Consider the following 23,134-nt stretch of genomic DNA (forward strand, 5'->3'; position numbering starts at 1 on the left):
CCGCTTTCCCGCCGGCGGGGAGGACGCCGGGATCAGAACGCGGCCTTGAACTCCAGGCCGACCACGCGCGGCTCGTTGATGAAGCCGGTCAGGTTGTTGAAGTCGATGCCGCCGACCACCTGCACCTCGTCGGTGATGTTGCGGCCGAACAGCGCCAGGTCGTACTTGCCGTAGTCCCAGTTGTAGCCCACGCGCAGGCCGCCCTCGAGCAGCGACTTGCCGGTGAACTCCGTGGACTCGTACAGGAAGAAGTTCACCTCGCTGCGGTAGGCCCAGTCGGTGTAGACGTAGAACTCGGCGCCCTCGCCGACCGGGAGGCCCCAGCGCGCGGTCAGGTTGTGCGTCCACTTCGGCGCCTGCGGCAGCGGATTGCCGTCGATGTAGTAGCGCCCGGTCGGCAGGCCGGTGACCGGGTCCAGCACCGGCCGGTTGGTGACGGTGCAGGCCACGCAGCCCGCCACGATCAGGTCGCTGTCCTGGATCTCGGTGTCGTTGTAGCTGCTGCCCAGCGTGACCAGCAGGGAGTCGGTCAGGTAGGCCGTGAGGTCCAGTTCGAAGCCCTGGCCGATGGTCTTGTCGGCGTTGAGCAGGATGTTGGCGTTGGACTGCCCGCCCACCGCGGTGAGCTGCTGGTCCTCGACCTCGTAGCGGTAGACGCTGAAGCCCAGGCGCGCGCGGTTGTCCCACAGGTCGGCCTTGACCCCGACCTCGCCCATGATCGAGGTCTCCGGGCCCGCCACCGACTTGGCGTTGAACGCGCTGGCGCTCTGGATGCTGCTGCCGCGGTAGCCGGTGGCCACGCGGGCGTAGACGTTGACGTCGTCGTTGACCTGGTAGACCGCGGACAGATCCCAGCTCAGCTTCTTGTCCTCGGGCGAGGCGGTCAGGTCGCCGTCGGGCTCGGCCGCGGCCAGGTCGGCGAGGGTGCAGCGCGCCGGCGGCGGCAGGATGCCGAGGGTCGGGCCGATGCACGGCGCGAAGGCGTTGTTCCAGTACTCCTCGACCTCCAGTTCCTTCTCGTCGACGGTGTAGCGCAGGCCGCCGCGCAGTTCCAGGCGGTCGGTGGCCTGCCAGGTCGCCGCGGCGAACACCGCCCAGGAGTCGTTGGTCTGGTTGATCCGCTGGTAGCCGTCCTGGACGCCGCCGTTGAGCGAGTCGTAGCTGAAGCTCTCGACGTCGTAGTCCTCCTTGAACAGGAACAGGCCGGCCTGCCAGTCGAACGCGGTGCCGGTGTCGGACTCGATGCGCAACTCCTGCGTCCACTGCGAATGCTGCGGGATGCCGTCGGCGGTTTCGGACGCGAACGGGATCACGCCCGGGCCGGCCGGCGTGCCGCCGTCGATGTCGCCGCGGCTGTAGGTCTCGACCGACTCGTAGCCGGTGATCGAGAACAGCCGGTACCGGCCGAAGTCCCAGCGCAGGCGTGCATTGGCGCCCTTGCTGTCGAGCTCGGAATAGTTCAGGCCGTCGAGCGAGACCTCGTCCTCGTCGAAGCCGGCGGCCAGGTCGTTGCTGCCCGGCCGGATCACGTTGGCGCGGAACAGGCGCGCGGTGCCGTTGAGGTGCCGCGCGTGGGCGTTGAGCAGGGCCTCGAAGCCGTCGCCTTCGTACAGGAACTGCACGCGGCCGGCGGACTCGTCGTAGCCCTCGAAGCCGTCGTTCGGGCCCGGATAGCGGTTCTCGACCCAGTTGTCGCGGCGCTGGAACAGGCCGGACGCGCGCGCCGACCAGTTTCCGCCGATGCCGCCGCCGATCGCGCCCTCGAAGTTCCACATGTCGTCGCTGCCGTAGCCGAGCTTGGCGTAGCCGTCCAGTTCCTGCGAGGGGCGCACGGACTCGAACTTGACCACGCCGGCCGGGCTGTTGCGGCCGAACAGCGAGCCCTGCGGCCCGCGCAGCACCTCGATCTGGGCCAGGTCGAACACCGGGAAGCCCTTCAGGATCGGGTTCTCCTGCACGACGTCGTCGTACACCAGCGATACCGGCTGGCTGGTGTTGAGGCGGAAGTCGGTGTTGCCGTAGCCGCGGATGTAGAAGCGCGGGAAGGCGCGGCCGAACGAGGATTCGATGTTCAGGCTGGGCACGCGACCGGAGAGGAAGCGGATGTCGGTGCCGGAGGAGCCGAGCACGTCGAGCGTTTCGCCGCTGAGCGTGCTGATCGACACGGGGACGTCCTGGATGTTCTCGACCTTGCGCTGCGCGGTGACCTGCACCGCATCCAGCGTGGCGGCGGTATCGGTCGGGGCGGCGGGATCCTGGGCGGGCGCCGGATCCTGGGCGAACGCGGCCTGCGTCGGCAGCAGGAGCGCGATCGCGGCGGCGAGGGCATGGCGGGAAAGCTTGCGGGCAAGCGGCTGGACGGGCATGGGCGGTCTCGATGGGGGCGGCGTGCCCGCTCATGCGAACGGGCGCCGGGGGTTCGAAGGCCGACGCGCCGGCAAGCCCCTCTCCGACATGCTGGCGCGGCGATTCAAGGTCTGGGGTCGTCCCTTGACGACCCGGGCGCGGTCCCACCGCGCCTACCGGCTGCTCGGATGCAGGCGAATGTTACCAGAAGGTTAAAGCCGGCCGCTTTCTTTGCCGCCCGCGTCCGGGCGGCTTGCGCGGCGCGGCCGGAGCCGCCCGCCGGCCGCGCCGCTCCGTCGGCGGACGCGGCCTCGTGCGCTCAGCGCGCGGCGCCGACCTTCACCGGGGCCACGAACGGCTCGATGCCCAGCGCCTCGTGGATCTCGCTCGGGTAGTAGGCGGTGTCGCCCTTGATCACCAGCGCGACCTTGCGGATGTCGGAGATGTCCGCGGTCGGGTCGCCGTCGATCAGCACCAGGTCGGCGCGCTTGCCCGGCGCGATCGAGCCGCGCTCGTCCAGGGTGCGGCTGTACTTGGCGCCGTTCCAGGTCGCCACCTGCAGCACCTGCGCCGGCGTCAGCCCGGCCTGCACGTAGAGTTCCAGCTCGCGCTGCAGGGTGAACCCGGGCAGCTCGTCGGTGCCGGCGACCAGCGGCACGCCGGCCCGGTAGGCGCGGCCGACGAACTCGACCAGCTTGGCGAAGGAGCGGTCGTACCTGGCCGCGGTGGCGTCGTCGGGGATGTTCATCTCCGCGGCCTTGCGCTGGCGCTGCACGTCCGGCGGCAGATGGTCGGCCACCGCGGCCACGATCGGCGACATCTCGCCGTCGCGCTGGTGCAGGAACTCGAACGTGGCCAGGGTCGGGTCGATCGCGACCTGCTTGCCCGCGAGCGAGGCGATGAAGTCCTGCACCGGCTTGCCGTCCAGGTCCAGGTCCGCGGTCCTGTCCGCGACCAGGTAGAAGCGCGCCAGGGTGCGGGTGTCGGTCTTGTCGTCGACGAAGAAGTTCAGCATCAGCTGGTTGACGTGCTGGAGCTCGTCGAAGCCGGCGTCCACCGCGTCCTGCGCGCGCAGGAACGCGGGCACGTGGCCGCTGACCCGCAGGCCCTTGGCGTGCGCGTAGGCGACGGTGTCCTTGAGCAGGTCCTTGGGGAACGAGTTGTAGATCTTGATCTGCGGATAGCCGTGCTCGGCGTACCAGTCGACCGCCTTCTTCGCTTCGTCCAGGGTCTTGACCACGAAGCCGTTGCGCGCCGAGAACGGGCTTTCGCCCTCGATGAAGCCGGCCGGGACCACGTCCGGCGACATCAGCGTGCCGGCCTCGATCTCCTTCAGCATCTGCTGCAGGGTGGCGTTGTCGTTGCCCATGTCGCGCACCGTGGTCACGCCGCTGGCGAGGTTGAGCCCGCCGTCCCAGCGGCCGACATGGCCGTGCATGTCGAACAGCCCCGGCAGCAGCACCCGGCCGCCGGCCTCGACCACCTGGTCGGCCGCGCCGCCCTGCCCCGCCGGCGCCACCGAGACGATGCGCCCGTCGCGGACCAGCACGTCGCTGGCCGGCCCCAGCCGGGCGTGCTCGCTGTCGAACACGCGCGCGTTGCGGATCAGCGTGGCGCCGGCGAGCCGGTGGCCCAGGCGCCTGGCCAGGTCGGCGAGCACCTCGCCCTCGGCCTGCTTCTGCCGGGTCTCCAGCGCGTTCGCGTCCGCCTGGCAACCGTCCTCGATCAGCTGCAGGAAACCGGGGTAGATGTACGCGAACAGGCGCGGCGAAGCGTCGGCGGTGGCCCAGGCGAAGGTCGGGGTCAGGCCGATCCCGGTCATCGCCATCAGGTGCACCTCGCGCGGCTTGCCGCCGCAGTGCACCTGCGCCTGCGCGACCTTGCGCGCGGTCAGGGCGCCGCTGGGGATCAGCGGCAGCTTGCCGTCCGGGCGCCGGCCCAGCGCGCCGAGCGCGACCGAGAACGCCGCCGGCGCCCCGCCCAGCGGCGTGTACAGCGCGGTGCCGGCGACGTCGACCGCGCCGGCGTCGGCGGTGGTCTTCCATTCCGCCTTCGTGCCCTTGCGCTCGAAGCGCTCGTCGACCTTGGCACCGAAGGTGGACGTGCCCTGCACGCGGTAGCGCCGGTAGGTGCCGTCCTCGGCGAGGACGTACTCCTCCTTCAGTTCCGGCCCGCGGCCGTTGTCCTTGAAGATGAACTCGACCCGGGTCACGCCGTCGTCGCCGCGGGTCACGGTCTGGTGCCCCGCCTGCTTGCCGCCGTCGACCAGGGCCACATAACGGATCGTCTCCGCCGCCAGCGCGTCCGCCGCGCCCAGCGCCAGCGCCACCAGCCCCGCGTACCCCGCCGCCCTGCCTCTGCGCGTCATTTCGCTCTCTCCCGGTCGCCGCGCCCGGGGGGCGCGTTCGCGCCGAGTGTAGCGGCGCGGGCCGCCCCGCGGCGTCACCATGTCTTTCGTCATGGGCCGGTCCGGCACGCATCCGGTAGGCTTCGGGGTTCCTTCCGACGAGTCCGTGTCCGATGAAGCATCCTCTCGTGCTGGCGCTGGCCGTGGCATTGAGCGCGACCGCCCCCACCTACGCCCAGTCCCCCGCCAAAGCAGACAAAGCCGTGAGCGCGCAGCCCCAAGCCGCCAATCCGTTCTTCAGCGACAGCCCGCTGCCCCTGCACTACCCGCAGTTCGACAAGATCAAGGACAGCGATTTCGCCCCCGCCTTCGACGCCGGCATGGCCGAGCAGCTGAAGGAGATCGACGCGATCGCGGACAACCCCGAGCCGCCGACCTTCGACAACACCATCCTGGCGATGGAGAAGTCCGGCCGCACCCTGTCGCGCGCGGTCACCGTGTTCTTCAACCTGGTCGGCACCGACACCAACCCGACCCGCGAGAAGCTGCAGGCCGAGTACGCGCCGAAGTTCTCCGCCCATCGCGACGCGATCAACCTCAACGGCAAGCTGTTCGCGCGGGTCAAGGCGCTGTACGAGAAGCGCGATTCGCTCGGCCTCGACGCCCAGGGCGTGCGCCTGGTCGAGCGCTACTACACCGACTTCGTCCGCGCCGGCGCCAACCTGTCCGACGCCGACAAGGCCAGGCTGAAGCAGATCAACTCCGAACTGGCCGCGCTGGGCACCAAGTTCAGCCAGAACGTGCTGGCCGAGGTCAACGCCTCCGCGGTCGTGGTCGACAGCCGCGAGGAGCTGGACGGCCTGTCCGACGAGCAGATCGCCGCCGCGGCCGAAGCGGCCAAGCAGCGCAAGCTCGAAGGCAAGTACGTCATCACCCTGCTCAACACCACCGGCCAGCCGCCGCTGGCGCAGCTGGCCAACCGCGCCCTGCGCGAACGCATCTACAAGGCCTCGATCGCGCGCGGCAGCCGCGGCAACGAGTTCGACAACACCGGCATCGTCGCCCGGGTCACCAAGCTGCGCGCCGAGCGCGCCAAGCTGATGGGCTACCCGAACTACGCCGCCTACGTGCTCGAGGACGAGACCGCCAAGACCCCGCAGGCGGTCAACGCCATGCTCGGCCAGCTCGCCCCGGCCGCGGTCGCCAACGCCAAGCGCGAGGCCGCCGACCTGCAGGCGATGATCGACGCCGAGCAGAAGGCCAAGGGCGAGCCGACCTTCAAGCTGGAGCCCTGGGACTGGGCGTTCTACACCGAGAAGGTGCGCCAGGCCAAGTACAGCTTCGACGAGTCGCAGCTCAAGCCTTACTTCGAGATGAAGAACGTGCTCGAGAACGGCGTGTTCTACGCCGCCGGGCAGCTCTACGGCCTGAAGTTCAAGGAGCGCACGGACCTGCCGAAGTACCACCCGGACACCTGGGTGTACGACGTGTTCAACGAGGACGGCTCGCAGCTGGCGATCTTCATCTTCGATCCGTACGCGCGCCCGTCCAAGCGCGGCGGCGCGTGGATGAACTCGTACGTCGAGCAGTCGGAGCTGTTCGGCTTCAAGCCGGTGGTCGCCAACCACCTCAACGTTCCCAAGCCGTCGGAAGGCAAGCCGACGCTGCTGACCTGGGACGAGGTCACCACGGCGTTCCACGAGTTCGGCCACGCCCTGCACGGCATGTTCTCGAACGTGAAGTATCCGTACTTCGCCGGCACCAGCGTGCCGCGCGACTTCGTCGAGTACCCGTCGCAGGTCAACGAGATGTGGGCCGACTGGCCGTCGATCCTGGCCAACTACGCCAAGCACTACCAGACCGGCGCGCCGATGCCGAAGGAGCTGCTGGACAAGGTGCTGGCGGCGTCCAAGTTCAACCAGGGCTTCGCCACCACCGAGTACCTCGGCGCGGCCATGCTCGACCAGAACTGGCACCAGGCCACCGCCGGGCAGCTGCCGGACGCATCCGGGGTGATGGCGTTCGAGGCCGCGGCGCTGAAGAAGGACGGCGTGGACTTCTACGCGGTGCCGCCGCGCTACCGCACGCCGTACTTCAGCCACATCATGGGCGGCTACGCGGCCGGCTACTACGCCTACATCTGGTCCGAGGTGCTGGACGCGAACTCGCAGCAGTGGTTCAAGCAGCACGGCGGCCTGACCCGCAAGAACGGCGACCACTTCCGCCAGACCCTGTTGTCGCAGGGCGGCAGCGCCGACGCCCTGCAGCTGTTCCGCGACTTCGCCGGGCACGAGCCGAAGATCGAGCCGTTGCTGGAGAAGCGCGGCCTGACCATGCCGGCGTCGGACAGCGCCAACCCGGCCGAGCCGCCGAAGGCGAAGAAGGCCAAGTAGAAGAAGGCTAAGTAAGCGCGCACCGCCGCACCGAAGCCGCCCGGGAAACCGGGCGGCTTCTTTTTTTTGGGACGCCGCTTGCCTGGCCGTCGGGCGCCGCATCGGCGGCGCGGGGCCGCCGGCGCGGTCAGGCCGGCAGCGCGCGCGCCGCGCCCCACACCGCCGCGTCGGCGCGGCAATAGCCCTCGAGGAAGGCCTGCTGCGACGGCATGGTCTCGACCGGGCGCGCCGCCGACCGGCGTAGGCCGTCGAGCAGCCGCCGCAGGTCCTCGTCGGCCAGGCCGCGCGCCAGCGGATGATGCTGTTCCGGCACGATCCCCTGGCCCAGCATCACGTGCGTCCAGGAATCGACCCGGAACAGCTCGTTCGCGCCCTGCCAGGCGTGGGCGCGCTCGCGCCAGGCGCGCAGGCGGATCGCCAGCGATTCGGGCGGCGCCGTCTCCCGGCACTGCCGCCACATCGGCTCGTCGCGCCGGTTGGCGTGGTAGTGCAGGATGATGAAGTCGCGCACGTGCTCCATCTCGACGCGGCCGAGCTCGTTGTAGCGCTCCACCAGCGCCGGTGCGATGCCGTCGAGCGGGAACAGTTCCAGCAGCCGCACCATCGCGGTCATGGCCAGATGGATGCTGGTCGATTCCAGCGGCTCGATGAAGCCGCTGGCCAGGCCCAGCGCGACCACGTTCTTGTTCCAGGCCTTCAGCCGGCGTCCGGTGCGGAACGGCACCAGCCAGGGCTCGCGGATCGGCGGCGCGCCGACGTCGCGCAGCAGCTTGGCGCGCGCCTCGTCGTCGCTCATGTGCCGGCTGGAGAACACCAGGCCGCAACCCACCCGGTGCTGCAGCGGGATGTGCCAGCGCCAGCCGGCCTCGTGCGCGATCGCGCGGGTGTACGGCACCGGCGGACCGATCGACTCGGTCTGCACCGCGACCGCGCGGTCGCAGGGCAGCCATCGGTTCCAGTCCTCGTAGCCGGTCTGCAGCGTCTGCTCGATCAGCAGGCCGCGGAAGCCGGTGCAGTCGATGAACAGGTCGCCCTCGATCGCCTGCCCGTCCTCCAGCACCAGCGCGGCGACGTGGCCGTTCTCCGGATGCTGGCGGACCTCGCGGATCCTGCCCTCGACCCGCCTGAGCCCGTGCGCCTCGGCGCGGCGGCGCAGGAAGCGCGCGTAGAGGCCGGCATCGAGGTGATAGGCGTAGTTGACCTGCGGCTGCGGCAGCAGCGCGAAGCGGTCCGCGCGCGAGGCCACCGTCTCCAGGCAGTAGTCGCCCAGCTCGGACCGCATGCCGCGGCGCAGGCTGTCCAGCCAGAAATGGTGGAAGGCGCAGACCAGCGTGCTCTGCCCGGTGATGCCGAAGGGATGGAAGTAGCGGTCGCCCGGGCGGCGCCAGTCCTCGAACGAGATCGACAGCTTGAAGGTGCCGGCGACCGCGCGCAGGAACTCCTGCTCGTCGATCTGCAGGAGGCGGTGGAAGTTGCGGATCGGCGGCACCGTCGACTCGCCCACGCCGACGGTGCCGATCTGCTCGGACTCCACCAGGGTGATGTCGAGCAGGTCGCGGAACTGGTGCGCCAGCGCGGCGCCGGCCACCCAGCCCGCGGTGCCGCCGCCGGCGATCACGACCTTGCGTATCCTGCCCTCGCTCATGGCCCCCTCCTCTCGTGCGTTGCCGCCCGCGGGCGCAGCCGCGGGATCACCGGTTGAGCTTGCCGATCAGCATCGCGCGCAGCTGCCGCGCGAGCGTTTCGTCCATCGGCCCGAGCACGTTGCGCGCCTGTGGCGGCAGGTGCTCGCCGGCGCGTTCGGCCGGGCCGAACACGTAGTAGTCGAAGATCGCGCGCCAGGCGCGCTTCTCGCGTTCCGGCCGGTCGCGCAGCGTCCACAGCGCGTGGTACAGCGCCTGCATCGGCGACGGGATGTACGCCGGCGCGCTGCTCCACCAGTAGTTGACCAGCACGTTGAACGGCTCCAGCCCCTGCACGTGATGCCACCACAGGCTGGGGATGAAGAGCGCGTCGCCCGGCTCGAGCACCGCGGTCCGCGCCGCGGCGAGCGCGTCGCGGAAACGCGGATACCGCGCGAGATCGGGCGCGTCGAAATCGACGATGCTGATGGCCTGCCCGCCCGGGGTCGGCTCCAGCGGGCCGGGATAGAGGTTGCCGATCTGCTCCGGCGGGAACAGGGTGAAGCGGCGCCACCCGGCCGCGCAGCAGGCGATGTTGTTCAGCGCGTCGTAGTGGCACGAAGCGACCACGCGGTTGCCGATCCAGATGCTCGGCGGCGCGTGCACGCCGTGCGCGGCCAGGTCCAGGTCGTTGTGCGCGCGCAGCCCGGGGAACCGCGTGTCCACCAGCAGCGAGGCGACGTACCAGGTCGGCGGCGCCGCATCGCCGGCGTGCGCGGCGATGGCCTCGAGCACCTCGTCCAGGCCGCTGCGGCGCACCTCGCAGTTCAACGCGGTGTAGTCGGCGTCGTAGAACGGCCGTCCGCCGATCCCGGGGCCGCCGTAGGAATACGGCACCGGCTGGCCGTTGTAGAAGCCGCGCAGGTAGTCCATCGCCTCGCGCATGCCGCCGCGCGCGGCGCGTACCAGGCCCCAGTCCCGCGCCAGTCCCCGCAGCACCACCGGCTCGCCGCCGTCGAGCAGCTCGGCCAGGGGCAGCGCGTCGGGCCGGCAGCCCTCGCGTTCGCGCACGCCTGGTCCCGCCTCGCCCATGCCGTTACGCCGCCGCGGCCTCGCCCTGCTGGCGCAGGCGCCGCTGCTTCTCGGCCATCAGCCGGCGCATGTTCTGCATCGACGCCAGCACCAGGTAGGCGCCCTCGAGATAGCCGGCGCGGTGCAGGCGATGCAGCGTCTCGGCGTCGAGCGCGGCCAGCCGCTCGCGGTCGATGCCGTGCAGCCCGGCCAGGTCGACCCGGCGCTGCGCGTCGAGCTGCACCTGCAGGTCCAGCGGCTGGATCAGGCCGGCCGCCTCGAACGCGGCGAACATCGCCGGCGCCGCCTCGACGCCGTCGCGCAAGCCGCGCAGCACGCCGATCACGTGCTCGAGGTAGGCGCTGTGGCCGCCTTGCGGCAGGAACACCGGCTCGCCCTCGCCGCGGCCGATGCGCGGGTGCTCCATGTCGACGTGGATCACCGGTTCCCGGCGAAGCTCGCCGTCCACCGTGCGTTCCTGGAAACCGATCAGGAACGGCCCGCGCGCGACGTAGCCCGGCAGGTAGCGGGCGTTCCAGCGCTCGCCCTGCAGGAACAGGTTTTCCTTCGCCTCGAAGCCGAGCAGCGCCACCGCTTGCCATTCGCCGCCGTCGCCTCCGCGGCGGAAGAAGATCGGGTATTCGCGCTGCAGCTCGGCGAATTCGGTCGGCACCGCGGGGATCAGCCCCACTTCGTCGCCGTATTCGCGGCCGAAGCGGGTGATCACGCGCAGGTCCCTGTGCGCCACGTTGTTCAGCAGTTCGTATCGGGCCATCGCGGTTCCATGGAGGATCGGGCGGGCGCGCGTCCTGATGGTCGCGCGGCGCCGCCACGCCCGCAAGCGCCTGCGCCGCGGGCGCCGCAAAGAAAGGGGACCGCTGCCCGCGCAGCGGTCCCGGTCCGCAATGCCGGCGAGAGGGACCGGCACGGCAAGGGGGTCAGAACCTGTAGCGCACGCCGAGCATGTAGCGCGGGCTCTGGTCGATCAGCCTGATGATCTGCTTCTCGGAGCGGCCGTGCCAGCGCACGTCCTCGCCGGTCAGGTTGATCGCCTCCAGCCCCACCGACCAGTGGTCGTTGAACGCGTAGTTCACGCTCAGGTCCCACTGCTCGTATTCCTCGACGTAGTGCGGGTTGCGGTTGGAGCCGTTCTGGTTGGCGAGGATCAGGTACTCGTCGCGCCAGTTCCATGCCAGGCGGGCGGACCAGCCGTGCTTCTCGTACATCAGCATCACGTTGGCGGTGTCGCTCAGGCCCAGCAGCGCGAACTGGTCGGCCAGCGAGGCGTTGTCGAAGCCGACGTCGCCGTTGACCACGGTGTAGTTCGCGAACACGCCGAAGCCGCTGTCGCCGAAGAAGTACTGGCCGCCGATCTCCCAGCCGCGCAGCTTGGCCTTGTTCTGGTTGATCGGCCGCTCCACGTCGAACAGGTACAGCGGGTCGTCCGCCTCGCCGTACAGGTCGTAGGCGTTCTCCATCGCCAGCACCTGGGTGTCGGTGCCGTTGTAGGCCGCCAGTCCGCCGGTCGCCGCCTCGTTGCGGTACATGGCCAAAGCCGTGAACAGCGCGGTGTCGTTGGCCGAGCACCCCGCCTCGACGTCGCCGCCGGCCGCGGTGACCTGGCTCACGCAGGCCTGGCTCTGCAGGAACGCCAGCGCCGCCTGCGCGTCGGGGCCGGAGGTCGGGTCGGTGAGGCCGTAGAGGTTCTCGCGCACTACGGTGGTGCCGATGAAGTTGTCGACCGATTTGTTCCAGAACGTCACCGAGACGTAGCTCGCATCGGCGAAGTACCACTCCAGCGCGAGGTCGAGGTTGTCCGACTCCAGCGGCTCCAGCCCCGGGTTCTGCGCGTCGCCGTCGGCGCGGGTGGACGGGTTGACCAGGATCGAACCGGTGGGCTGGTTCGGGTTGGGCCCCGCGTACAGGTTGCCGTAGGGCGGACGCGCGATGGTCTTGCTGAAGGACGCGCGCCCCTTGAGCTCGTCGGTGATGTCGATGCTGAAATCGAGGTTCGGCAGCACGTAGCTGTAGTCCGCCTTCTCGCTGAACGGCTGCACCTCTTCGGAGCGGATGATGCGGAAGTCGTTGTTGGCCTGCCACTCGATCGCGCTGGGGATGGCCACCGCCGAGGTCGACACCACGTCGGTCCTCTCGTAGCGCACGCCGACGCGCGTGTTGGTGGGCATGCCGCCGAGCTCGCCCTGCAGCTCGACCTGCAGGTAGATCGCGTCGGTGTCCTCCTCGATGCGGTTGTCGGCGGCCAGCTGCGGGTTGACCCGCGTGCTGACGCCGTACTGCGCCGCCGCCCACTGCGCGAGCGCGTTGGCGTTGCCGCGCCAGGCCCCCGGCGCGGCGCCGGCGGTGCTCCAGTCGTCGAACAGGCCGATGATGCTGACCGGCGTGAGCAGGTCGACCATGCCGGGCTCCTCGCCGGCGTTGGCCACGCTCCAGTCGCCCAGCGCGGCGTACATCTCGGTGGCCTGCCGGCGGCGCATGGTCATGCGCGAGGAATCCACGCCGAACTGGAAGCGGCCGTCGTCGAAGTCCCAGGTGCCGTCGATGCGGCCCTGCTTGATCTCGGTGACCTGCGTCTGCGCGTTGATGCGCAGCACCTGCGAGCCGAGCTGCTCCGGCGGGAAGTCCGGATTGACCACGCCGTTGGTGCCGGCCACCGCGTCCGCCGCGGTCGGGTACCAGGTGCGCGCGCCGATCGGCAGGCCGTTGTTGAACCACAGCTCCTGCGCCCAGTTGCCGCCGCAGTACGGGCCGGTCTCGCAGTTGTTGGTGCCGGCGAAGCTGAAGTAGGTGGATCCGCCGCCGGTGAGCGGGTCGTTCGGCCGGCTGCTCGACTTGGTGTTGTGCGCGTCGAAGGCCAGGCTGAAGCGGTCGCTGACGTTCCAGACCGCGTTGAGGCCGATCGAGTCGAGCTTGTACTTCTGCTCGTTGCGCTGCTGCTCGAAGCCGAAGTCCTTGGCGCCGACGATGTCGCGCAGGTAGACCGGCGTGGCCACCTCCTGCCCGGTGTCGAACTCCAGGTGGGTGAAGCTGTTGGCGCGCTGCAGCCAGATGCCCTGCTCGCCGCGGTCCTCGCTGATCTCGTTGGTCGAGTAGGTGTAGTCCAGGGTCAGCGTGACGCTGTCGGTCGGCGCGAACTGCAGCACCGCCTGGCCGTTGATGCGCTCGCGCTCGAAGTCGGCGAAGGCGTAGCGCAGGTCGTTGGGCATGCCGTACAGCTGCCCGATCTGCGGCGCGTTGGTCACCGTGGCGCCCGGGCGCAGCGCCGCCTCGGTGCCGGTCCACGGCTGGATGTTCCAGGCGTTCTCGGTGGCCTGCACCGAGCCGCCGTGACGCTTCTGGTAGCTCGCGCTCAGGCCCACGCCGAAGGTCTTGTCGGCGTTGGTATAGCTGAAGATGCCGGAGACCTCGGGCGTGATCTCGGAGTCGAACGGCTGCGACTCGTCGGACACCGCCTTGACGCCGGCGCTGGCGACGATGCCGGTGTGGTTGAACGGCCGGTCGGTCTGGATGTTGATGGTCGCGCCGATGCCGCCGCTGGGCACGTTCGCCTGCCCGGTCTTGTACACCTCGAGGCTGCTGATCGCCTCGGACGCGAGCTGGGCGAAGTTGAACGCACGGGTGCCGCCGTCGACGCCGCCGATCGGCACCTGGCCGGGCGCGCCGAACGCGTCCGCGCCGGGGATCTGCCGGCCGTTGAGCGTGACCATGTTGAACTGCGGGCCGAAGCCGCGCGCGGTGACCTGCGCGCCCTCGCCGTCGCGGCGCTCGATCGAGATGCCGGTGATGCGCTGCAGCGACTCGGCGAGGTTGGTGTCCGGGAACTTGCCGATGTCCTCGGCGCTGATCGCGTCGACCACGCCGGCCGAATCGCGCTTGATGCCCATCGACTGTTCGAGGCTGTTGCGCAGGCCGCTGACCACGATGCGGTCCAGCGTGGTCGCCTCGTCGGGCGTCTGCGCCCCTTGCGCCTGCGCATCCTGGGCGTAGGCGGGATTGATGACGATCGCGCCGCCGACGATGACGAACATCGCCTTCGACTTGAGCTTCGTGAGCCTGCGCTTCATGGACGCGCCTCCCGCCGCCGCGACGCGGCCTCGCCCCGCCCGGCCGCCGCGGCGCGCCTCCCGGTACACCGACATCCGCACCCGTTCATTCGCCCACCCTCCCTCTCTCGTTGCGATGACGTATCCCCTCGCGGGGTCTCGCGGGCCGCAGCCCGGGTCGGCCGGGCTGCGCCTCACTCCCTGTCGCTCGCCGGTTGCCGGCGGCTCGATGCCTGTGGCGCGGCGGCGCTGCCCCGAATGTCCGGCGCTGTCATGCAGCGGGCGATCGATTCGGACACCGTCTTGTTAGCGTTAACATCAGATAGCACGGCCGATTCCGCAAAGTCACTCTGCAGTGCAGCAGAAAACGTATTCGCTTGGTTGCAGCCGCAACGATCGCGAACCGGCCGGCGCCGCGGGGCTCGCCACCGGCGCCTTGGCAGCGCTTGCCGGCCCTTTGCCGCGCCCTTCCTCCGGCGAGAAGGCGGCCGAACTCGCGGCAGCCCGCCGGCGGCAGGCGCGGCGTCCTCCCGTGGGGAACGGAGGACGCCGCCCGGCGTCACTGGATCAGGTCGGCCTGGCGCCGCGCGGTGTAGGCGAGCAGGCCGAAATGGCCGTAGGCGCCGGTGTCGCTGGCGTTCTCGTTCCAGATCGAGGACGAATGCACGCCGCCGACCGTGCACACCCCGGTCGCGCAGACCACCTGGTCGCTCCACGACTTGATCGAATACACCCGCGCGCCGAAGCGCCGGCCGTGCAGCGCGTCCAGGAACGGGCTCGACACCGACAGGCCCCAATGGCCGCAGGTGGTGGTGGCCACGTGGTAGGGATAGGTGCCGCAACTCCACAGGCCACGGAACGCGCCGGCGATGCCGACGAAGGCGTCGACGTACCCGGCGAGGCCATGGTCGGCGATCTGCTTGGCCGCGAGGGTGGCGCCCATCGAATGGCCGATCACGTCGATGCGGCCGGTGCAGGACGTCGCGACGGCGTCGACCAGCGCCTCGAGCACCGGCGCCTCCTCGCTGCCGCTGTGGTCGTTGCACGCGGCGCAGGCCTTGTTGCCCCAGTCCGGGCGGAAGATCTCGCCGGCGGCGTAGCCGCGCGCGATCAGCTCGGCATGGGTATTGGCGAAGTCGGCGGGCTGGCCGGCGTTGCCGTGCACCAGCACCACCGCATCGCGGCAGGCCGCCCAGGCCGATGGCGAAGCGAAGCACGCGATCAGCGCCAGCACCGCGATCCGGAAGTTCCGCACTTCCATGACGCCCCTCCGTATATGCCGCGCAAGCCGCGGCGCTGCGACCGTAGCGCCACGGCGGCGCGAGGACCGTTGTACGAAAGGACGACCCTGTGCCAGGGAAGTCGCTGCTGCCGGCCGCCTCTTGGGCCGCGGATCGACGCGGACCGGGCGGAAACGCCGCGGATCCGCGGCTGGGCAGGACAACCTCGCCCGCCCTCCGCGGGCGGCGCGTCCTGCGCCGCCCGCGACCGCCGCCGAGCCTCAGTCGCGCGCGTCCAGCGGCCGGCTCAGATCGAGGAAGATGTCGCGCGCGGCCACGCCCTGGTCGGGGTGGTCGATGAAGAAGCCCTGCACGCCGAGGCCGTACAGCTGCACCGCCTCGGCGATCACCGATTGCGGCACGCCGCCGGGCGTCTGCGCCAGATAGGGCTCTTCCGCGCGCAGCGTATACGGGTGCACCTGCAGGCCGGCCTGCAGCGCCCAGCCGAGCATCGGATGCACCCGGCCGGTGCCCTGTTCGGCGAGCTCGGCGCGGCCGTCGCCATTGGCGTCGATCTGGTCCGCGAGCGGCGCGCGCGGCAGCAGGCTGCCCTTCCACGGGCCGATGCCGGCGGCGTAGTTCGCCTTCAGCCACTGCAGCGCGGGCTCGGTGGCGAAGGCGCCGTAGCGGGCGTCTTCGTCCAGTCCGCCCGGCACCAGCGCGTGCAGGCCGCCGTACAGCGCGGCCATGTCCGCGCCCCGGCGGGCGTTGTAGACCACGTCGTAGGGCCCGGCCTCGAGCAGGTCGTCGTAGAGCTGCACCAGCGGCAGGTCGACGCCCGCGGCCGGCATCAGCTTCTTCTTCAGTTCGATCAGGTTCTCGATCTCGAAGCTCTGGATGTAGACCCGGCGCGGATCGGTGAAGCCCTCGGCGACCAGGGTTTCGACCAGCTTGGCGCCGAGCGAGACGCCGATCGGCCGCCCGTCCAGGCGCCGGCCTTCCTTGGCGAAATAGGTCGGATGCTTGGTCTCGGGGTAGATCCCGATGTGGCGGCCGTTGCGGCGGCTCTCCTGCTTCACCAGGCGGATCACCTCGGCCAGCGTCGGGATCCCGTAGCGGCCGTCGTAGCGGGCGTTGCCGGGGCGGATCGCCGGGATGCGTTCCCTCGCGCGCAGCGTCTTCAGCTCGGCCAGGGTGAAGTCCTCGGTGAACCAGCCGGTGATCGGCGCGCCGTCCACGGTCTTGGTGGTGCGGCGGCCGGCGAACTCCGGGCGCGAAGCCACGTCGGTGGTGCCGGAGATCTCGTTCTCGTGGCGCGCGACCAGCACGCTGTCCTTGGTCGCGACCAGATCCGGCTCGACGAAGTCGGCGCCCTGGCGGATCGCTAGGCGGTAGGCCTCGAGCGTGTGCTCGGGGCGGTAGCCGCTGGCGCCGCGGTGCGCGATCACGATCAGGCCGCGGTGGTCGCGGCCGTGCCGGTCGGCGGAGCGCGCCGGCTCGCTCATGGCCGGTTGCGCGCACGCGCCGGCGGCGAGGGCCAGCCCGGCGGCGGCGGCGAGGCCGCGCAGGCGCGCGGCAAGGGCGGCGGGGCGTCGCGGGTGCATGCGGGATTCCTTGCGTTTGGCCTGGAACAACGCCGACGCCCCTGCCCGCCGGCACTCGCATCCTCGCCCGGCAATGTTGCGGCCGCTTGACCGGCTGCCTCAGCGCGGATCGGGATGCGACACCGTTCGCACCCCGAGCAGCTCCGCCAGCTTCTGCGCGTCGAACGGCGCGTGCACCTTGGCGTCGTTGTCGAAATAGCAGTACACGTCGCGGGGCCGCGCGGCGAGCGCCGCGTCGTCGATGCGGCGGGCGTCGTCCGGCTGCGCGCCGGCCCGCCAGGCGTCGATGCGCCGCGCCCATTCGCGCAGCGCCTCGTCGGTGTAGCCGCTGGCGTAGAGCTCCTGGTCGCCGTGCAGGCGCAGGTACAGGAAATCGGCGGTGACCTCCTCGACGAAAGGCCAGCGGCCTGCGGTGTCGGCGACCACCAGGGCGATGCCGTGCTCGCGCAGCTGCGCGGCGAACCCGGGCACGCAGAAGCTGGCGTGGCGCACCTCCACCGCATGCCGCAGCGGCCGTGGTTCGTCGATCGACAGCACGGTGCGGCCCTTCATCCGCGCCACGTCGCGGCGCCGCGCCAGGCGCAGCGCCTGCCCGGTGTCGTGCGGCAGCAGGCGGAAGAAGGCCTCCATGCGTTCCGGGTCGTAACGGAAACTCGGCGGGAACTGCCACAGGAACGGGCCCAGCTTCGGCCCCAGCGCCAGCAATCCGGAAGCGAAGAAGCTGGCCAGCGGCGTCTCGATCCCGCGCAGGCGCAGCCGGTGGGTGATGTAGCGGCTGCCCTTGATCGCGAACACGAAGTCGTCCGGCGTTTCGTCATGCCAGCGGCGGTAGCTCTCCGGCCGCTGCAGCGAGTAGAAGGTACCGTTGATCTCGATGCTGGCGAACACGCGCGAGGCGAATTCCAGTTCGCGCCGCTGCGCCAGGTCCTCGGGGTAGAACACGCCGCGCCAGGGCGCGTAGCGCCAGCCGGAGATGCCGATCCGGACCCTGCCCCGGCGCTGCCGCCGCGTCGCGCTCATTCCGGCCGCACCTTCAGCAGCAGCGACAGGTCGTCGACGAAGTGGGCATAGGCCTCGCGGCGCGCCTCGTCGCCGCGCTGGCGCAGTACCCACGAGGGGTGCACGGTGGCGAAGGCGCGCGTGCCGTCCGGCAGCGTCTGCCAGGTGCCGCGCTGCTGCATCAGCCGGAACTTGTTGCCGAACACCGCGCGCGCGGCGATCGCGCCGAGGCAGACGACGATGTCGGGGCGCACCGTGGCCAGCTCCCGCTCGAGCCAGATCCGGCACGCGGCGCGCTCGGACGGGTCCGGGCTGCGGTGCAGGCGCACGCGGCCGCGGCGTTCGAACTTGAAGTGCTTGACCGCGTTGGTGACGTAGAACCGGGCGCGCTCCAGGCCGAGCTCGGCGAGGGCGCGATCGAACACCCGGCCGGCGGGGCCGACGAAAGGCCGGCCCGCGAGATCCTCGGCATCGCCGGGCTGCTCGCCGACGAACAGCACGCGCGCGTCCTCCGGCCCTTCGCCGAACACCGTCTGCGTGGCCGGCTTCCACAACGGGCAGCGGCGGCAGCCGGCGGCGGCGGCGCGCAGGGCGGCGAGGCTGTCGTCCTCGGGCACCGGCGCTTCGCCCTCGGCTACGACGACGCGCTTGCGCACCCGCTTGGCGGCCTTCTTGGCGGGCCTGCGCGTGGCCAATCGGCTCCTCCGTTGCGGTTCCGCCCGGATGATCCGCATCGACCGGTCAAGGCCGCTTGAAGACGGCCGTGACGCGCGCCGTCGTTCCGGCGCGGGAAGGCCCCTCCGGCTGCGCGGTCTACGCGGGCGGATGCGGAGCGTGGCGCCGGATTCGGGCGCCACCTCGTCGAGCCGGGCGCGCCGCCGCGACCGCTGCCGCCGGGCGCTTCCCGCCGGCGGCGCGTCGCGGCGGAACGGCAGCGCGTCAGTCGACGGAGGCGGCGTTCGGCGCCGATTGCAGCTCGGGCTCGCGCAGCAGCAGGCGATGCGCGGTGCGCTCGTCCTCGCTGGACAGCGCGGACAGCAGCTCGGTCTGCCCCGCGACGCGCTTGGCCACCGGCACGCCGTCGCGGTACAGCAGGCGCGCGCCCGGCAGGCGCGGCACCTTGTCGCCGGGCAGCAGGGTGCCGGCCAGGTTGAGCGGATCGGCCGCGGACACGCAGACCCAGGCGCCGTCGCGTCCGCGCTGCCGGATCTGGCGCAACAGGCCGACCGCTTCGGGCAACGCGAACTGCTCGCCGGTCAGGCCGGCGATGAAGCGGCCGCCGCGGATCTCGCCCCGCGCCTCCAGCCGGTGGTAGACGCGCAGCAGCTCGCGCCACGGCGGCAGCCAGGCGGCCTCGCGCTCGAGCAGGCGCCAGCACACCACGCCGTAGCGGCGCAGCAGCACGCGCGCGACGTGCTCGACGTCCTCCGCCGCCGGCTTCGCGTTCTGCGCGGCCGGGCGCCGGATCAGCGCCCAGCGGCCGGCATCCTCGATCCCGAACAGCGCCGCACGGCGGCGGCGGCCGCGCTGCGCGTTGCGCTTGGAACCCGGGACCAGCAGCGCGCGCAGGCCGGCGAAGCTGTCGCAGTGCACCCGCCCGCGCGCCACCAGCTCGGCCAGCGCATCCTCCAGCTCGGCGCGCAGCAGGTGCGCGCCGCCGGCGAGCTCGTCGAAGAACGAAGCACCGTGCTCGGCCAAGTAGTCGGCCACGCGTTGCGCGCGCGAGGACAGCGCCTCGTCGGCCACCGCCGGCGGCGCCAGCCGCGTCCACGCCGACGCGTGCCGCCGCGGCAGCAGCACGATCGGCGCGGCGCGCAGCGCGGTCGTGCCGCCGCCGCCCTCGCCGGTGCTGCCGCGCAGGCGCGTCCACAGCGTGCGGCCGGCGGTGCAGAGGTCGTCGAGCCAGGTGATCGAGTAGTCGGCGACGCGCGCCGGCAGCAGTTCGGCTTCCCAGGCCGCGGCCGGCGCTTCGTAGCCCTCCAGCTGCGCGAGCACGCCGGCCAGCGCGTCGGGCCCGTTGACCCGGGCGGCCGCCGCGACGCGCTGCCAGTCGAACAGGAAGCGCATGAAGTCGCGCGGCTCGACCGGTTCGATCTCGCGGCGCAGCTGCCTGAGGGTGTAGCGGTGGATGCGTGCGAGCAGGCGGCGCTCGCACCATTCGGGCGCGGCCCCCTGCAGGCCGGGCGTGAAGCGGCCTTGCATGGCGTAGCCCTCGCCCTGCAGCCGCAGCAGCGCCATCTCGACCTCGTCGCGCGGCAACGCGAGCGTCTCCGCCAGCGCCTGCGCCGTGGTCGGGCCGAGGCCGGTCAGGCGCGAGCGCACCAGCTCGACCGCAGCGTCCTCGCGCGTCCACGGCTGGGCGGCGTATTCGGCCGGCGCCGCGACCGGCGGCTGCAGCGCGGCGCCGGGAAACAGCGCCTGCAACTGCGGCAGGCGCTCGGCGGCGGCCCACAGCGTCGCGGCGGGCGAGCCGTCGGCCCGCGCGACCCGCAGCGCGGTCGCGCGGTGGTCCTTCGCCAGCCGCCGCAGGTGCTCGCCCCAGGCGTTCGCCTCGGCTTCGTCGGCGGCGACGCAGCCCAGGCCCATCAGCGCCTCGTGCATCTCGTCGGCATTGCCGACCTGCGGCCAGGCCTCCTCGCGCACCGCCTCGATCGCGGCCGGATCCAGCCGGCCGAGATCGTCCGCGCTCTGCGGGTCGCCGTAGCGGCGGCTCTGCACCGCCTGGGTGCGCCGCTCCTCCAGGGGCGCGTCGTCGAGGAAGGCGTAGGGCTGCGCGGTCAGCACCTCCGCCGCGAACGGCGACGGCGCGGTCAGGTCGCGCGCGACCACCCGCACCTCGCCCGCCTCCATCGCCCGCAGCAGGCGCAGCCAGCCGTCGACGTCCATCGCCTCGCGCAGGCAGTCGTGCAGGGTCTGCGCGACCAGCGGATGGTCGGGGATCTGGCGCTCGCCGACGATGTTCTCCAGGCATGCGACCTGGTCCGGGAACACCGTCGCCAGCAGGTCCTCCGACTTCATCCGCTGCAGCTGCGCCGGCACCTTCTTGCCGCCGACGAAGCGCGGCAGCGCCAGCGCGGTGGTCGCCACCCAGCGCCAGCGCGCGCCGAACAGCGGCGCGTCCAGCAGCGCCTGCACCAGCACGTGCTCGGCCGAACTCGAATGCAGGTAGCGCGCGACCTCCTCCAGCGGGAAGCTGTGGCTGGTCGACAGCGACAGCACGATCGCGTCCTCGGTCGCGGCCGCCTGCAGCTCGAAGTTGAACTGGCGGCAGAAGCGCTTGCGCAGGGCCAGGCCCCAGGCGCGGTTGATGCGGCTGCCGTAGGGCGTGTGGATGACCAGTTGGGTGCCGCCGGATTCGTCGAAGAAGCGCTCCAGCACCAGGGTGTTCTGGCTCGGCATCGCGCCGAGCGCTGCCAGGCCGCCGCCGAGGTACTCGACGATCTGGCGCGCGGCCTCCGGCGACAGTTGCAGCGCTTGCACCAGCCAGGCGATCGTCGCCTCGCACGCCGGCCCGTCCGGCCGGGCCGTGAGCCGCGCCGCCACCTCCTCGCGCAACCGCGAGACCGAATGCGACAGTTCGTCGGTGCGTCCCGGCGCCTCGCCGAGCCAGAACGGGATGTTCGGCGGCTGGCCCTGCGCGTCCTCGACCAGCACCTTCCCCGGCTCGACGCGCTGGATGCGGTAGCTGGCGTTGCCGAGCTGGAAGATGTCGCCGGCCAGGCTCTCGACCGCGAAGTCCTCGTTGACGCTGCCGATGTAGGTGGCTTCGGGCTGCACCACCACCGCGTAGTCGGCGGTGTCGGGAATGGTGCCGCCGGCCATCAGCGCGGTGGTGCGCCCGCCCTTGCGCCCGCGCAGGCGGCGGTTGACCGCGTCGCGGTGCAGGTAGCCGGCGCGGATGCCGCGGCGCGTGGTGAAGCCCTCGGCCAGCATCCGCACCACCGCGTCGTAGTCCTCGCGGCGCAAGCGCGCGTACGGCCAGGCGCGGCGCGACCAGTCGTACAGCGCGTCCTCGTCCCACTCGCGGCACGACACCTCGGCCACGATCTGCTGCGCCAGCACGTCGAGCGGCGCCTCGGGCACGATCAGCGCATCGAGCTCGCCGCGCCGCACGCTGTCGAGCAGCGCCGCGCACTCGACCAGCTCGTCGCGGGTCTGCGGGAACAGCCGCCCCTTCGGCACGCCGCCGACGTGGTGGCCGGAACGCCCGACCCGCTGCAGGAACGCGGCGATCGAGCGCGGCGAGCCCAGTTGGCACACCAGGTCGACGTCGCCGATGTCGATGCCCAGCTCCAGCGACGCGGTCGCCACCAGCACGCGCAACTGGCCGCGCTTGAGCTTCTGCTCCGCGTCCAGGCGCAGCTCCTTCGAGAGGCTGCCGTGGTGCGCGGCCACCGCCGCCTTGCCCAGGCGCTCGCCGAGATGGTGCGCGGCGCGTTCGGCCATGCGCCGGGTGTTGACGAACACCAGCGTGGTGCGGTGCTGCTCGACCAGTTCGACCAGGCGCGTGTAGACCTGGTCCCACTGGTCGTGCGACATCACCGCGCTCAGCGGCGTCGGCGGCAGCTCCAGGGCGAGGTCGCGCTCGCGGGTGTAGCCGATGTCGATGATCGCGCAGTCGGGGACGGCGTCGGGCTGCTCCGCGGGTGCCCCGGCGCCGGCGGCATGGGGCGCGCGGGGCCCCTCTCCCGCCTGCCCGAGACGGTCCGGGCAAGGGCTCGCCCCGCCCGCGCCACCTCCCGTCCCGACCAGGAACCGCGCCACCGTCTCGATCGGCTTCTGCGTGGCCGACAGGCCGATCCGGACCAGGCGCCGCTCGCACAGCGCCTCCAGCCGCTCCAGCGACAGCGCCAGGTGGCTGCCGCGCTTGCTCGCCGCCACCGCGTGGATCTCGTCGACGATGACCTCGCGCACGCTGCCCAGCATCGCCCGCCCCGACTCGGAGCCGAGCAGCACGTACAGCGACTCGGGCGTGGTCACCAGGATGTGCGGCGGCTTGCGCCGGCTCGCCGCGCGTTCGGCCTGCGGCGTGTCGCCGGTACGCACCGCGGTGCGGATCTCGACGTCGGGCAGGCCCATCGCCCGCAGCTCCTCGCGGATCCCGGCCAGCGGCGCCTCGAGGTTGATGCGGATGTCGTTGGACAGCGCCTTCAGCGGCGAGACGTAGACCACCCGGGTCTCGTCCGGCAACGCCTGCGGCTGGTCGCCGAACAGGCCGGGGCCGGTGCCCTGCAGGCCCTCGCGGACCAGGTCGTCGATCGCGCTCAGGAACGCGGTCAGGGTCTTGCCCGAGCCGGTCGGCGCCGCGACCAGGGTGTTGCGGCCGCTGCGGATCGCCGGCCAGGCGCGCGCCTGCGCCTCGGTCGGCGCCGGGAAGGTGCGGCGGAACCAGCGGGCGACCGCGGGATGGAAGGCGTCGAGGGGCATGGGGAGGCCGATTCTGGGGACCGATTCTGCGACGGCCGGGTCTC

General features: G+C 71.6%; 11 protein-coding genes and 1 pseudogene. 1 reads left to right on the forward strand and 11 read right to left on the reverse strand.

Annotated elements, in window-relative coordinates; translation table 11 throughout:
• Positions 1-32: 32 nt before the first annotated feature.
• On the reverse strand, positions 33-2,366 hold the full coding sequence (locus tag EDC50_RS05270) for a TonB-dependent receptor (protein ID WP_123769379.1): 2,334 nt from the start codon (positions 2,364-2,366) through the stop codon (positions 33-35).
• 299 nt (positions 2,367-2,665) lie between these two features.
• Positions 2,666-4,714 carry an amidohydrolase family protein gene (locus EDC50_RS05275; RefSeq protein WP_123769380.1) on the reverse strand — a complete coding sequence of 683 codons (2,049 nt, stop codon included), beginning with the start codon at positions 4,712-4,714 and terminating at the stop codon, positions 2,666-2,668.
• Positions 4,715-4,866: 152 nt separating this feature from the next.
• On the opposite strand from EDC50_RS05275, the gene EDC50_RS05280 reads away from it, so the two are divergent.
• A complete protein-coding gene (locus EDC50_RS05280) occupies positions 4,867-7,086 on the forward strand; it encodes a M3 family metallopeptidase (RefSeq protein ID WP_123769381.1) in 2,220 nt (739 codons plus the stop codon).
• A 127-nt stretch (positions 7,087-7,213) separates the two neighbouring features.
• Here the strand turns inward: EDC50_RS05280 and EDC50_RS05285 are convergent, their stop codons facing one another.
• The 9 genes and pseudogenes from EDC50_RS05285 to EDC50_RS05325 form a co-directional block, all read right to left on the reverse strand.
• On the reverse strand, positions 7,214-8,731 hold the full coding sequence (locus tag EDC50_RS05285; RefSeq protein WP_123769382.1) for a tryptophan halogenase family protein: 1,518 nt from the start codon (positions 8,729-8,731) through the stop codon (positions 7,214-7,216).
• A gap of 46 nt (positions 8,732-8,777) precedes the next feature.
• Entirely contained in the window at positions 8,778-9,800 is a 1,023-nt protein-coding gene (locus tag EDC50_RS05290) for a cupin-like domain-containing protein (protein WP_123769383.1), read from the reverse strand.
• 4 nt (positions 9,801-9,804) lie between these two features.
• Positions 9,805-10,554, reverse strand: a complete 750-nt coding sequence (locus EDC50_RS05295; protein ID WP_123769384.1) for a SapC family protein — start codon at positions 10,552-10,554, stop codon at positions 9,805-9,807.
• A 163-nt stretch (positions 10,555-10,717) separates the two neighbouring features.
• On the reverse strand, positions 10,718-13,861 hold the full coding sequence (locus EDC50_RS05300; protein ID WP_123769385.1) for a TonB-dependent receptor: 3,144 nt from the start codon (positions 13,859-13,861) through the stop codon (positions 10,718-10,720).
• 538 nt (positions 13,862-14,399) lie between these two features.
• Positions 14,400-15,101 (reverse strand): alpha/beta hydrolase family protein, encoded by a 702-nt coding sequence (locus tag EDC50_RS05305; RefSeq protein ID WP_123769386.1) that lies wholly within the window; start codon positions 15,099-15,101, stop codon positions 14,400-14,402.
• Positions 15,102-15,341: 240 nt separating this feature from the next.
• Positions 15,342-16,664, reverse strand: a complete 1,323-nt coding sequence (locus EDC50_RS05310; RefSeq protein WP_199742085.1) for a glycerophosphodiester phosphodiesterase family protein — start codon at positions 16,662-16,664, stop codon at positions 15,342-15,344.
• Between the two features lie 99 nt (positions 16,665-16,763).
• The gene (locus tag EDC50_RS05315; RefSeq protein WP_123769387.1) at positions 16,764-17,684 is read right to left on the reverse strand and encodes a DUF72 domain-containing protein; all 921 of its coding nucleotides are present in this window, start codon (positions 17,682-17,684) and stop codon (positions 16,764-16,766) included.
• Positions 17,681-18,391, reverse strand: a pseudogene (locus EDC50_RS05320) (UdgX family uracil-DNA binding protein); the annotation flags it as partial. The pseudogene EDC50_RS05320 and the gene EDC50_RS05315, both read right to left, overlap by 4 nt.
• A 211-nt stretch (positions 18,392-18,602) precedes the next feature.
• Entirely contained in the window at positions 18,603-23,090 is a 4,488-nt protein-coding gene (locus tag EDC50_RS05325) for a DEAD/DEAH box helicase (RefSeq protein WP_123769389.1), read from the reverse strand.
• Positions 23,091-23,134: the final 44 nt, after the last annotated feature.

Source organism: Vulcaniibacterium tengchongense (assembly GCF_003814555.1).
In the GTDB taxonomy this organism is placed as follows: domain Bacteria; phylum Pseudomonadota; class Gammaproteobacteria; order Xanthomonadales; family Xanthomonadaceae; genus Vulcaniibacterium; species Vulcaniibacterium tengchongense.